The 13,859-nt window shown below is 32.0% G+C and carries 13 protein-coding genes and 3 tRNA genes; all 16 read right to left on the bottom strand.

Annotation, left to right across the window (positions count from 1 at the left end):
* Nucleotides 1-45 precede the first annotated feature (45 nt).
* The 16 genes from hpt to HALHA_RS00600 all read right to left on the bottom strand — a co-directional run bounded on the left by hpt (nucleotide 46) and on the right by HALHA_RS00600 (nucleotide 13,841).
* Entirely contained in the window at nucleotides 46-591 is a 546-nt protein-coding gene (hpt, locus tag HALHA_RS00675) for a hypoxanthine phosphoribosyltransferase (RefSeq protein WP_015325877.1), read from the bottom strand.
* A gap of 2 nt (nucleotides 592-593) precedes the next feature.
* Nucleotides 594-1,994, bottom strand: coding sequence for a tRNA lysidine(34) synthetase TilS (tilS, locus tag HALHA_RS00670; protein ID WP_015325876.1), 1,401 nt, complete (start codon nucleotides 1,992-1,994; stop codon nucleotides 594-596).
* A gap of 43 nt (nucleotides 1,995-2,037) precedes the next feature.
* Entirely contained in the window at nucleotides 2,038-4,413 is a 2,376-nt protein-coding gene (gene spoIIE, locus HALHA_RS00665) for a stage II sporulation protein E (protein WP_015325875.1), read from the bottom strand.
* A 177-nt stretch (nucleotides 4,414-4,590) separates the two neighbouring features.
* A tRNA-Met gene (locus HALHA_RS00660) sits at nucleotides 4,591-4,667 on the bottom strand.
* A gap of 4 nt (nucleotides 4,668-4,671) precedes the next feature.
* Nucleotides 4,672-4,747: transfer RNA gene (locus HALHA_RS00655), tRNA-Met, on the bottom strand.
* A gap of 82 nt (nucleotides 4,748-4,829) precedes the next feature.
* A tRNA-Leu gene (locus HALHA_RS00650) sits at nucleotides 4,830-4,917 on the bottom strand.
* Nucleotides 4,918-5,063: 146 nt separating this feature from the next.
* Nucleotides 5,064-5,948 carry a Ppx/GppA phosphatase family protein gene (locus HALHA_RS00645; protein WP_015325874.1) on the bottom strand — a complete coding sequence of 295 codons (885 nt, stop codon included), beginning with the start codon at nucleotides 5,946-5,948 and terminating at the stop codon, nucleotides 5,064-5,066.
* A gap of 1 nt (nucleotide 5,949) precedes the next feature.
* Nucleotides 5,950-6,510, bottom strand: a complete 561-nt coding sequence (locus HALHA_RS00640) for a DUF501 domain-containing protein (protein WP_015325873.1) — start codon at nucleotides 6,508-6,510, stop codon at nucleotides 5,950-5,952.
* 98 nt (nucleotides 6,511-6,608) lie between these two features.
* Complete coding sequence (locus HALHA_RS00635; RefSeq protein ID WP_015325872.1) at nucleotides 6,609-6,983, bottom strand: S1 RNA-binding domain-containing protein; 375 nt, start codon at nucleotides 6,981-6,983, stop codon at nucleotides 6,609-6,611.
* 83 nt (nucleotides 6,984-7,066) lie between these two features.
* A complete protein-coding gene (locus tag HALHA_RS00630) occupies nucleotides 7,067-9,220 on the bottom strand; it encodes a Tex family protein (RefSeq protein WP_015325871.1) in 2,154 nt (717 codons plus the stop codon).
* Between the two features lie 10 nt (nucleotides 9,221-9,230).
* Nucleotides 9,231-9,548: an FtsB family cell division protein gene (locus tag HALHA_RS00625; protein WP_015325870.1), complete on the bottom strand. Its 318-nt coding sequence runs from the start codon at nucleotides 9,546-9,548 to the stop codon at nucleotides 9,231-9,233.
* A gap of 3 nt (nucleotides 9,549-9,551) precedes the next feature.
* Nucleotides 9,552-9,968: a spore cortex biosynthesis protein YabQ gene (yabQ, locus tag HALHA_RS00620; RefSeq protein WP_015325869.1), complete on the bottom strand. Its 417-nt coding sequence runs from the start codon at nucleotides 9,966-9,968 to the stop codon at nucleotides 9,552-9,554.
* Between the two features lie 17 nt (nucleotides 9,969-9,985).
* Complete coding sequence (gene yabP, locus HALHA_RS00615) at nucleotides 9,986-10,243, bottom strand: sporulation protein YabP (protein ID WP_015325868.1); 258 nt, start codon at nucleotides 10,241-10,243, stop codon at nucleotides 9,986-9,988.
* A 156-nt stretch (nucleotides 10,244-10,399) separates the two neighbouring features.
* Nucleotides 10,400-11,524, bottom strand: coding sequence for an ABC transporter ATP-binding protein (locus HALHA_RS00610; protein WP_015325867.1), 1,125 nt, complete (start codon nucleotides 11,522-11,524; stop codon nucleotides 10,400-10,402).
* A 22-nt stretch (nucleotides 11,525-11,546) separates the two neighbouring features.
* Nucleotides 11,547-12,572 carry a LacI family DNA-binding transcriptional regulator gene (locus HALHA_RS00605; protein ID WP_425402039.1) on the bottom strand — a complete coding sequence of 342 codons (1,026 nt, stop codon included), beginning with the start codon at nucleotides 12,570-12,572 and terminating at the stop codon, nucleotides 11,547-11,549.
* A gap of 255 nt (nucleotides 12,573-12,827) precedes the next feature.
* Nucleotides 12,828-13,841: a Gfo/Idh/MocA family protein gene (locus HALHA_RS00600; protein ID WP_015325865.1), complete on the bottom strand. Its 1,014-nt coding sequence runs from the start codon at nucleotides 13,839-13,841 to the stop codon at nucleotides 12,828-12,830.
* Nucleotides 13,842-13,859: the final 18 nt, after the last annotated feature.

Raw genomic sequence — 13,859 nt, 5'->3', positions numbered from 1 at the left:
ACCATACTTTATTAATTTTAGCAAATGAATTCCAACTGTGATTTATTACTTCTTATATAATTCAGGCTTAGGTACAAATATATACGGAATATTTCTATACTTCTCTTGAAAATCTAAACCATAGCCTACTACAAATTTATTAGGAATCTCAAATCCATTCCAAGTTACTTCGACTTCCTTTTCAGTTCTTCGTTCTGGCTTATCAAGTAAAGTACAAATATTGATGCTTTTAGGATTACGAGTTTCTAGCACCTTAATTATATGCTTTAAGGTTAAACCAGTATCAATAATATCTTCGGCAATTAAAACATGTTTATGTTCAATACTTTCTTCTAAATCCTTTATGATTCTTACATCTCCAGTAGTAGTTGTACCACCTTCATAACTTGTTACATCCATAAAGTCAAGTACTACTGGCAACTTAACTTCTCTGGCTAGATCAGCCATAAATAAAAATCCACCTCTTAAAATACAAACCATTACAATCTCGTCATCTTGATTATAATGAGTAGTTATTTTTTCACCTAATTCTTTAATCCTGGCCTGTAGCTTTTTTTCTGAGATTAAAACTTCATCAACTATTTCTTCCACAACTATAATTCCTCCTTTATCTCGACTGCTAAAATTTGAGTTGTACTATTAGTTATCTTAAATCGATTATCAATCCTTAGACCACCAACCCAGAAAATATCATCCTTTTCTGTAACAAACAATGGTATTTGATCCCTTTTCCATAAAGCAATTTTTTGATCAATAAAAAAATCTTTTACTTTCTTACTTCCCTGCATTCCTAAAGGGTAAAAACGATCCCCTTCTTTTCTTGTTCGTAGATAAAACTGAGAACCAATTTTATTATAATCAAAAAAACCAAACTGGGGATTATCAAGTTCTTTCTGCCAAGGATAGTCACTATCTACTATTTTACTCTTAATTTTTATCTTTAACTCAGGAATTTTAAATTGACCTATAGAAATTAACTTTCTAAAATCATTTCTTTTAGTTACTAATTGCTTTTGAGAAAAGATTAATTGGTTATAATTTAATCTAACTATTAAGTCACCAGGCAATTCAATTTTCTTTCCTGTCTTTTGGGCAACTACCAATTCAAGTATATTTTCAATATGTTGGTAATAAATATTCTTATAATCATTCTGAAGAGTTTTAATGGCTTCTCTAATCAATCTACGTTGTAGAGCTACATGTAGCTCTACAAAATCTTCTACATCCAAAATCAACTGTTCTGTATTTTGCTTAATAATTATTTTTTCTAATAATTGTGCTGCTTGTTGGGATAAAAAATCATCTTCTGTTCTACATATTTGGGCAGTTCGATTAAGAGTAGCTACTAAATTATTATTATAATCTTCTTTTAATAATGGTAATAGTTCTAATCTAATCTTATTTCGTTGCTGAATTGATTCTGCATTAGTTTCATCAAAGCGCGGATTAAGCTCATATTTACTACAATAATCTTGTAGTTGACTTTTCGATAGCTCAATTAATGGTCTGATTATTTTTTCATTTTGTGGGGCCATCCCTCCTAATCCTTTAAGACCTGCCCCTCGCAAAAACTTCATTAAAACCGTCTCAGCCTGATCATCAGCATGATGTCCTACAGCTATCTTATCAAAGTTAAGCTTATCTAATAAATTAAAGAAAAAATTATATCTAATTTTACGAGCAGCATCTTCTAAAGAAAGACTATGTTCTTGTTGATAGCTTTTAACATCATAGCTTTCTATTGTTACAGGCAACTGCCATTTGCTAGTTATCTTTTTTACAAACTCTGCATCCTGTTTTGCTCTTTTACCTCTTAATTGATGATTTAGATGAGCTATATGTAAATCGAGCTGATAATCCTTTTGCAACTGCTTTAAAATATGGGCCAAGGCCAATGAGTCTGGACCACCAGAAACTCCAACCAATACTTGATCTCCTGTAGTTAATAATTGATACTTCTCAATTGTAGTCTTAACTTTCTCGATTAGAGACATATATATCAACCACTTTTATAAAATATTTTATGTTTATTATATATTAACATCTATCAACTCTAATTACAAGCACTGTCATATCATCTTCTATTCTTTTATTGCCTTGGGCTTTTTCAAGGATATACTGGGCTAAAGATTGTGGATCATCAATCAAATTATTCTTTAATAATTGTAAAACCCATTCTTCCTTTATAGTCACTCCCTCTTTACTATCTATTACACCATCACTCATCATTATAATTAAGTCTTTATCCTTTAGTTGTAAAGAACTTGGCTCTAAATCTATTTGATTTAAAATCCCTATAGGTAAAGTAGTAGATTTTATCATACTAACTTCATTACCTCGTTTAATAAAACTTGAAGCTGAACCAACCTTTATAAACTCAGCTTGACCAGTTACTTGATTAAACTCCAACAAATCTACAGTTGTAAAATTATCTTCTTTAGAGCGTAATCCTAAGATAGAGTTAACACTTTGTAAAGCTAATTTATAGTTCAATCCAGCTTGCAACATTTTTTCTAATAACCTTACAGCACTTTCACTTTCTCTAGATGCTTTAGCCCCAACCCCCATTCCATCACTTAATATTGAAATAAATTTACCATCTTGTTGATTAAAAAAAGTAAAATTGTCACCCGATATATTATTAGCTTGACTAGAAGTTGCCACGCCTGTTTTTAATTGGTATTCAGTTCCTGGGGTTAATCGGCATAGACAATTAGTCTTTCCTAGCTGATGACCACACTCACTCCAAGTTAAATCAAATTTATAATCTAGTTTATGATTAAGTAAGGGTAATATTTTTTTGATACACTCATGTTCACCATTACAACTTTCTTTTCTAATCGTAAGCTCTAATTCTTCATTATTATAATTAGTAGCCAATACTTTTTTTATCCTTAAACCATTCTGCTCTAAAATACCATGCACTTTTTGTTCAACTTCATCCTCGGGTTTAACACTAATATTTAACTCTTCCGCTAAATTATCTACTACTTCTGACATACCAGATAATTGATCTAATAAAATCTTTTTATTCTTATATAATCTAGATTCCCAATAATGATTTAGTTCATACATTTTAACAAATTGATTAATCTCTGTGGCTAATTTCACCTTACGTACACAATTAACAGACATTTCTCTCTCAAGATCATCAATCAATACCTCTCCCCTATTTTCTGCAATAGCTAATAAATCAAATAAAGATTGATAAGTAGTATAAAAAGACTGCTGCCAACATGAATTACATAACTCACATTCTACACATACTTTATCAGTGATCAAATCAAGAAATGTTCCTACATCTTCAGTCCCATTATCATCTTTAGGTAAAACTTCAGAAAACGCAGTAGATAATTCATTAAATATATCAGAAAATTGGCGGACTCTTTGAGTAACAAATGACTCTAATTTATCATCCTCAAATTTTGTACTTCTTTCTTCCTCTTGACTTAAATCCTCCAAACCAGAAAGCAATTTACGAGGGGTCAAAATTAAAATCAGACCTGCAATTAATGCTTCTTTCATTATTGAAATTATAGAACCTGAAACACTAATAAAAGTGATATACAATAAACTACTTATAACAAACCCAAAACTGACTCCTAATTTATCTTGCTTTTTCAAATTCCCTGCAATTAAACCGGCTAAAGCATAACTTCCAGCTAAAGGAAAAGCATTTAAGTGGGTCATATTATATAAAAAACCTACTATTACCCCTACCACTGTAGCTTGGGTTGGCCCAAATACTAAAGCTACTAACATTATAGAATAAACTGCTAAGACCCGTAAAAAATTAATACCACCTATCTGCTCTCCTATTATAAATACACTGGCTAGTCCCATTATAACTCCTAAAGCCAATAAATTTTTAGATTTCTTACTTCTATCTTCTAAATAAATTAATACCTCCGGCATAATCTTTAAAGCCAATAAAGTAGTCAATAATACAATTATAACCTCTGCCCCTAAAGAAATATAATTAGTTGGAGTAGCATCAAAATAAGGTATTTGACAAATAAGAAAACTAAAACTTATAAACAGCGAGTAATAAAAAATCTTTAAATCTTTCAAATATTTTTGTAAAACTAGCACTAATAAAGCTGCTATTAAATACTTAACTGCTAATAAATCTAATTTCATAAAATAACCTATACTAACTGCTAATAAAATAAACAATAACTTTACAGGAGTAATAAATTTCTTATCCTTTTGATATAATACTACAGCGAAATAGCTTATCCCAAATGGCATCAATCCATTTAAGATAGTAATTTGACTTATAGCATATCCTAAAACCATAAGACTTAAACTAACCACAGGAAAGCTTCTTCTTACTTTTTGTAACAGGTTTACTTCTTTTGACTGTGTTTTCTCTTTTTGCCGTTGATAAATAGGAAAGTCAATACTTCTCAAAGTATAATCCCCCTTTTACATATTATGTAATATCTAACTATATTATACATGTTATCCTAGGGGAATTATGTCGATAAAAGACAATCACCCTTCTAAATTTTCCGACATTAAAACTTAAAATTCAAAAAAGAAAAGGATGCCTTTAAAGGCATCCTTTTCTTTCGGATCTATTCTATTTGGTAGCGGCGGAGGGGATCGAACCCCCGACTCTGCGGGTATGAACCGCATGCTCTAGCCAGCTGAGCTACGCCGCCTCGATGGTTGCGGGGATTGGATTCGAACCAATGACCTCCGGGTTATGAGCCCGACGAGCTACCAACTGCTCTACCCCGCGACATTATTAATAACTTTTTTATCTTGCGCAATTACTATTATAACTAATAAAATCAATTCTGTCAAGAATTAATTTTATTAAATGGTGCCGGAGGTCGGATTCGAACCGACACGGGCACAAGGCCCACCGGATTTTAAGTCCGATGCGTCTGCCAGTTCCGCCACTCCGGCAATTAAATTTTGTCGCTTTCTCTTATGCGACATTTACTATTATATTATCTATCTTCAATTTAGTCAACAATAAATTAGAATCAATAAGAACTGTTACAGTAAATCAAATCATCTATACTTATCTTTACTCCCTCTAAAAGCATTATTCAAAATTTATCAACTTTATCATAAATCATTCCTTCTAAAATCCCTGTTTCACTAACTACAATTTGAGCGATATTACTCTTGTTCATTACTTCTAATAATATAACTATCCCGGGAATAATAATATCAGCTCGATCTGGACTAAGTCCTCTAACTTCTTTTCTTTTCTCTAACGTTAAACTACTTAATTTCTTTAAAATTTCTCTTATTTCTTCTTGAGATAAAATACTCTCATGAATTATCTCTCGGTCATAGGATTCTAATGAATAATTTATAGCAGCTAAAGTGGTAATGGTTCCTCCTACTCCAACTAACTGTGAATAGGTATCATTTATTCTTGACTCTAATTTAGCTTTTACTTCCTTTTCTATCTCTTTTAAATTATCTCCATAACTATCTGTTAACCTAACTGCCCCTAAATTTAAGCTTTTATATTCTACAATTCCTTGTTTTTTCCCCCACATAAATTCCGTACTTCCTCCACCAATATCTATAGCCAAAGCTTTAGAGGATAAGTTATCTAAACCAGATGTAATCCCTAAATAGGATAATCTTGCTTCTTCTTCTCCAGCAATCGACCTAACATCCAGACCCAATCCCCTTCTTACAGCAGTTATGAATTCATTTTTATTCCTAGCATCCCTAACTGCACTGGTAGCTATCACATAAGGAGTAGCATCTAATCTATCAATTATTTGTTTGTATTCTTGCAATACCTTAGTAGTTCTTTTAATTGCTTCTTGCTTTAAAAAACCAGTTTGATGAATGTCTTCACCTAATCTAGGTACCCTTAATTCTGTTGCTAATCTATTTAATTGACCCTCTTTAGGTTCAGCAACTAATAATCTAACAGAATTAGTACCTAAATCTATTGCCCCAATTTTCATTTTAGCCCTCCTCACATTTAGTAGTACAATCTTTCTCTTTTAATGAATCAAATTTATTCTTTAATAATTTATCTACTAACCTTCCTACAGGATTATTATCAGTGGCTAAATAATGAGCATAGTGGGTATGTAAACACTTAATTCCATCAAACTCTAAAATCCCACCAACTCCTGATTCTTTTAAAACTAGATACTGCCCAGTATAATTTTTTTCTAAATCATCTAACTTTTGCTCTGAAATTAAATTCAAACGATAACGAGCATAATCTTGATGAGCTGCTCCTAATGCAGTAGCTAATTGCTGATTAGCATTAATTTTATCCTGAATTTTTTTAATCCATCCCTCTTCTTCTAATTTGCTAATTTGATAATTTAATTCAGGACAAGTTAACCAAAAAGTTGTTGGAAAAATCCCTATATTAGAGCCTTTATCTAAAATAGGAGCAGTAACTACTACTTGAGGATAATTATGTGAACACCTTTTACTAACTGTGACTACATTTCGCGGTTCGCGGCCTAATTGTTTTTTTAATACACTTATATCTTTTTCATTATAACTCATTCTTTCCCTCCTAGCTTATATATAGTATGTTTATCTTCACTCAAATATAAACAAGCACCCTTAATTAAGGGTGCTTAAACTAAACAAAAGATTATATTTTAAGAACGACCACCACTTTTATTTTCTAAATTACTTCTTAGATCTTGTTGTCGTTGACTGCTTTCTTGCATAAAATCATCAATTAAATCATCAAGAGACTTTTTAGGAGTAGTCTCTTTAAACTTCTCCTTCTTTTTATCATCACTTAGCTGTCTGATAGATAAACCGATTTTTCCATCTCCATCAATAGAAATTACTTTTACTTGTACTCGCTCTCCATCTTCTAAAAAATTACTAATATCTTTAACATAAGTATCAGCAACCTCTGAGATATGAACTAAACCAGTTTCTCCATTTCCTAAATCAACAAATGCTCCAAAATTTGTAATACCAGTTACTTTTCCTTGTATGACGTTCCCAACCTCAATTGACATACCTAAAAAATTCCTCCTCATATTTGTAAATTACAATGCAATTTGTTACATTATACTATATTCCTTATAGGGTGTCAACCTAATTACAGAACCATTGTTAAAGATATTTGTCCTTTAACCTGGTTTATCTCCAATACCTTAACTTTAACAGTCTGACCAACTGCTACTACTTCTAACGGGTCTTTTACAAAATCAGAGCTTAGCTCTGAAATATGTACTAAACCATCTTCCTTAACACCAATATCAACAAATGCTCCAAAATCGACTACATTACTAACCTTACCTGTTAAAATCATTCCTATTTCCAAATCTTCTAACTTTAAAATACTTCGTTTAAAAATAGACTGTGAAACTTCTTCTCTAGGGTCACGACCAGGTTTTAATAAAGCTTCTTTAATATCCTGTAAAGTTGCTAAACCAACCTCTAATTGTGAAACAAAATCATTTAAATCAACCTGCTTTATCTTTTCCCGCAATTCTAATCTTTGCTCCTGATTAAACAAATCGCTAGCATTAAAGCCTATTTTAGCTAATAACTTTTGTGCTACTTGATAAGACTCTGGATGAATTGCAGTTTGATCTAACGGATTATCTCCAGCTTTAATTCTCAAGAAACCAGCAGCTTGAGTAAATCTATTAGGGCCAATTCCATAAACATTCTTTAATTCTTGACGTGTAGTAAACTCCCCTTTATCATGCCTGTATGAAACAATTTTATCTGCTACTGCAGAAGTAATGCCCGCTATATGCTCTAGTAAAGCACTAGAAGCTGTATTTAAATCAACACCTACATAATTTACAACTGATTCTACTACCTTCTCTAAGGCCTCTTCTAAATTACTCTGATTCAAATCATGCTGGTATAAGCCTACTCCTAAGTGCTTAGGATTAATCTTGACTAATTCAGCTAAAGGATCCTGTAATCTTCTGCCAATGGAAATGGCTCCCCTTAGTGATACATCTAACTTAGGAAATTCCTCCCTGGCTAAAGGGGATGCTGAATAAACAGAAGCCCCATCTTCATTAACTATCACATATCTTAATTTCGGAAGTGACTCTGCAATCACTTCTGAAACTAAAGTTTCTGTTTCTCGACAAGCAGTCCCATTCCCAATAGCTACTACATCCAGATTATAAGCAGTTATTAAATCAATTAACTTTTCTTTAGCAACTTGCCATTTATTTTGTGGCTCATGAGGATAAATATTAGTAGTCTTTAACAATTGTCCTGCTTTATCTAAAACTGCTATCTTACACCCGGTTCTAAAGGCGGGGTCAATTGCTAAAACCTTTTTATCAATTAATGGAGGCTGCATTAATAAATTTCTTAAATTTTTAGCAAATACATCAATTGCATGTTCTTCTGCTTCCTCTTTTAAATAACTTCTTACCTCTCTAGCAATAGCCGGAGCTAATAAGCGATGATAAGCATCATCTATTGCTTCTTCTAATACTTCCTTAAAAATAGATTTATCAGTAATAAATTCAGCTTTTAAGTTATTTATAATCTGCTCTTTTAAAGTAACTACCTTAACCTTAAGAATATCTTCATGCTCCCCACGATTAATTGCTAAGATTTGATAAGGCGCTAACTTCCCTATTTCTTCTTCAAACTCATAATAAGTTTGATACTCTGTTATTTCATCAACTTTACCCTTAACAACTAATTTCCCCTTATCAAAAGTAATCTCTCGGGCCAATTTTCTACTTTTAGGTTGATCAGCTACATGCTGAGCAATAATATCTTTAACCCCTTGTAATATACTAGCTATATCCTCTAACTCCTGTTTAGGATCTATAAACTCTTGACACCTTTCTACAACGGAACCTGTGGTTATATCTTGAGCTAAAAACAAATCAGCTAAAGGCTCTAATCCCTTCTCTTTAGCTTTGGCAGCTCTAGTCTTTTGCCTTTGTTTATAAGGACGATACAAGTCTTTTACATCTTGTAGACTAGTCGCAGCATTGATCTCTTCTTTTAGCTGAACCGTTAACTTCCCTTGTTCTGTGATTGCTGTAATTACCTTCTTCTTTTTAGCTTGTAACCTTCTTAAGTAATCTAGCCTTTCCTCTAATTCACGTAACTTATCCTCAGTCAATCGGCCCGTTGCTTCTTTACGATAACGAGCTATAAATGGTATAGTATTCCCTTCATCTAGTAACTTAATTGTTTTCTTAACTTGTCCAATTGCTAAATTAAGATCAGTAGCTAGTTGCTTTACTATATTAAAATTCATCTTCAGCCTCCTATTTTTCTACAGGAATATATAATATTTCTCCTTCTTTAACTAAACCTAATTTTTCTCGAGCTATTTGCTCAATAATTTTTTTGGAATTAACTTGGTCTATTCTGCTTCTTAACTCCTTCTTTTCTTGCTTTAGATCGTTAATCTCTTCCTTTAACTTAGCTATCTTATGGTTCATTCTTTGCAGTTCTCGATGACCTTGATAAAAATTAATTAAAATCAATATAGGTACTACTAAACCAATAATTATTCCCAATAATTTGATTATCTTTTTAAATTTAGATCTGGTTTCTTCTTTCTGTGGTTGCCTAATTCCCATCTGTTATTTTTCACCCCATTGCTTAATCCACCTTCTTATTTTAATCATAATTAACTTGCTTTTATTATAAATCCAGATAATTATCTTCTTAGCTTTAGTATAAATCCAATAAATAATATTTGCTAATTTAGTAAGCACCTTAATCATAAAGTTACTAATAGTAAGATAATAAATTATCACTCCTGTAAAGACACCTATAAAAACATAACCTCTAGCCGCTCCACCATTGCTATAAAATAATGTTATAAATATTATAATTGCTGATAACAAAGAAAAAACTATATCAAATAAAATAGTAAAAATCTGAAGTGGATTGACTTTAGATCTTAAGACCCGATAAAAATCAAATCCTATTCCAATTACCATACCTACTAATATCATATTTAAAAAAGTAAAAAATTGCAACCGCAAAGAGACCATTTCAGTTCCTCCTAAATTTACTTGAATAATTTTTGAAATAAATTTTTAGTTTTTGAACCTTGGTCATACCTAAGCTCTATAATATGACCCTCAACAATTAACTTTAAATTTTCTAAATCTAAATGCTGAATATGTAATTCTTGGCCCATAATTAATAAACTACCTAAATTAGTCTCAAGATTAATTTCATGCTCATCATAACTTTGAACATCAGTCACTCCATTTAGCTCTAACTTTTCACGATTAAATAGACTTAGTTCTTGATCTTTAGACATACTAACTCCTCCTAGCTTAATTGTTTAAATCAAGTTACTAATTTTTATGCTACTAAAATAAATTCTATTCATAGTAATTACTGTGAAAGTAACAAAAAATAAAAAAGGAGACCATGATCATGATCTCCCTTTAGATAGTTAGATTTTAAGCTTAAATTAAATAATTGCTTCTTCAGTTTCAGAATCAAAGATATGCATCTTACTAAGATCAAAAGATAATTCTTTAGTATCTCCAACTTCAATGTCACTCTCAGAATCTACAATTGCTATAATTGTTTGTCCGCCAACATTAACGTGAGCATTAATTTCAGATCCCATTGGCTCAACTACTTCTACTTCTGACTTAACTACATCTCCTTCTGGTTCTTCTTCCATTAAATCAACATCCATAATATCTTCAGGTCGAATACCAAAGACGATTTCTTTACCGACATAAGTCTGTAAAGTCTTCATTGCTTGAGACATATCTGCAGGAATAGTCACCTCAAAACCTTCTCCTGTAATTGCTAAACTATCACCCTTTTCTATAATCTTAGCATCTAAGAAATTCATAGCTGGACTACCAATAAATCCTGCTACAAACATATTATTCGGATCATTATAAAGAGTTATTGGATCATCAACCTGCTGAATGATACCATCTTTAAGCACAACAATTCTATCTGCTAAAGTCATTGCCTCTACCTGATCATGAGTTACATAAACAGTAGTTGTCTGTAATCTTTCGTGTAGTCTTTGTAATTCAGCTCTCATTTGTACTCTTAACTTAGCATCTAAGTTAGATAATGGCTCATCCATTAAGAACACTTTAGGCTCTCGTACAATAGCTCGCCCCATAGCTACACGCTGACGCTGACCTCCAGATAATTCTTTCGGCTTTCTATCTAATAATGGTTCAATACTTAAGATTCGAGCAGCATCTTTAACTCGTTTATCAATTACTTCATCATCCATCTTACGTAATTTTAAACCAAATGCCATATTATCATATACATTCATATGTGGATATAAAGCATAATTTTGGAATACCATTGCAATATCTCTATCTTTAGGAGCTACATCATTTACTATATCTTCCCCAATGTAAAGTTCACCTTCAGTAATTTCTTCAAGTCCAGCTACCATTCTTAAAGTAGTAGACTTTCCACATCCAGATGGGCCAACTAATACAACAAATTCTTCATCCTTAATATCAACATTAGCCTTTGATACAGCCTCTACAGGACCATCATCTCCACCCCGATAAACTTTAGTAATATCATTTAAAGTAACTTTTGCCATTTTAACTCCCCCTTAATAATTTTTAAGTAGATTCTCTAATAATTAACTCACAATCTAATATTTCAATCTCTTCTCCTCTAACATCATCTTCAATTAGAGTAAAGAGTTTGTTAACAGCTTGAGTTCCCATTTGATACATTGGTTGAGCTACAGTCGTTAATGGAGGGTCTATAATTGATGTTACTACTGTATCCTCAAATCCTACTACTGCTATATCTTGAGGAACTAAATAACCTCCCATTTTAATTGCTTCTACTACCCCAGCAGCTATCAAATCATTAGCTGCAAATATAGCTTCTGGAGGTTCTTCTAACTTAACTAACTCTAAAAAACCTTGGTAACCACTCTCTCTATCCCACTCTTGATGTAATACTAGATTAGAATTAAATTCTAAATTAAAATCTTTTAGAGCTTGCTTATAACCCCGTAATCTATTTTGAGCTTGCCAATTATCTTGGGGCCCATTAATTAATGCGATATTTTGATAGTTCTTATCCAGCAGATGCTCCATAGCTTTATAAGCACCACTAGTATTATCAATGATTACTGAAGGTAATGTTACCCCTTCCACTAGGCGATTAGCTAGTACGACTGGATAGTCACTTAAACCTAATTTCATTATTTGATTACTAACTAACCTATCACCTAAAAAGATAGCACCAGCTATTTGATTACTCTGTAACCATTCTATATAATTATTCTCTTGTTCTCTAGCTCCATCTGTATTACAAATTACAACTTGATATCCTTTCTTTAAAGCAAAATCTTGAATAGCTCTCGCTACTTCTGAATAAAACAAACTTGAGATATCAGGTAAAATTAAGCCAATCATTTTACTTTCTTGTTTAGCTAAGTTACGGGCCAACTGATTAGGACTAAAATTATATTTATTAGCTACTTTCAATATTTCTTTTCTTGTTTTTTCGCCTACTCCCGGTTTATTATTAATTGCTCGAGAAACAGTTGATTCTGAAACACCAACTATTTGGGCGATGTCTTTCATTGTAATACTCATAATTTCCTCCTTTTTAGCTTGGCCCAAGGCCATTTACCCAACTTACGCAAGCGCTTGAGTAAATAGTAAATTAAAAAAAGACCTACTACTCCCTCGGTATAGTAATCCGTTGAGTAACAAGTCTCATCTTATTAGCTTATTATCTTATTGTGACTTATCTTAGTTATAAGTTATTATAAATTTTACTTTTCTTACTAAGAATTATAACATTATTCTTCATTAAATTCAACCCTTTTTCATTAATTATTGAAATTACTGTGAGAAGGATTTACCTTCCCACCAGTATCTCTAGAAATTAATCCTTTTATTATTCTTACCTGCTTCATAAATTGCTAGTACAGTCTTTAATACCTTTTTACCTTCCTGGCCATCAACAGCTAAAGGCTTATTATTTATAATAGCATCATAAAACTGATTTATCTGACGTTTATGACTAATTCCCCAGTATGATTTGCCTATTTCTTCCTGGGCATCACTTTCATCTACAATATACTCTTCTTTTTCATCCAGTTTAACTGTTACCTTATCCTTCTCCATTGTAACAACACCTTTTGTACCATGCAATTCTAAGAATACATCTGCATCGTAAGTATAGAAATTAGTTGTATGAAAAGAAGCATTTAAACCATTTTTAAACTTAATATATCCTTCAGCCATATCTTCTACCTCTAATGTTTCATGAGCTCTATTAGCAATATTAGCTTCTAAGAAATCAACTTCTCCTACAAACCACTGTAACAGATCTAAAGTATGGATAGCCTGGTCAATAACTACTCCTCCACCTTCTTGTTCCCAAGTTCCTTTCCAATAAATATTTTCATAATAGCTATCAGGACGGTACCAATTAACAAAGACTCGTGCACCTTTTAATTCTCCTAATTCTTCTTTATCAATTAGCTTTTTTATCTCCTGGGAAGCCTTATTAAATCTATTTTGGAAAATAACTCCTAACTTAACTCCATTACTTTCAGCTGTCTGAATCATATTATCAGCATCTTCTAAACTAAGAGCCATCGGCTTCTCAGTTAGAACATGTATTCCTCTTTTAGCAGCAGCAATAGTCATTTCAGCATGCAAATTATGAGGAGTACAAATATGGACTACATCTAAATCTTTATCATCTAACATCTTTTTATAATCAAGATAAGCCTCACAATCATAATTATTAGCAGCTTCTTGTACTAATTTTTCATCTATATCAGCTACAGCAACTAATTCTATATTTTCTAGAGCAGTAATTGGCTTTAAATGAGTATCAGATATTCGACCCGTTCCAATTAATCCTACTTTTAGTTCTTTCATAAATATTACCTCCAATTC

This window comes from Halobacteroides halobius DSM 5150, from assembly GCF_000328625.1.
GTDB classification, from domain to species: Bacteria; Bacillota; Halanaerobiia; order Halobacteroidales; family Halobacteroidaceae; genus Halobacteroides; species Halobacteroides halobius.
This window is presented reverse-complemented; position numbering and strand designations above follow the sequence as displayed.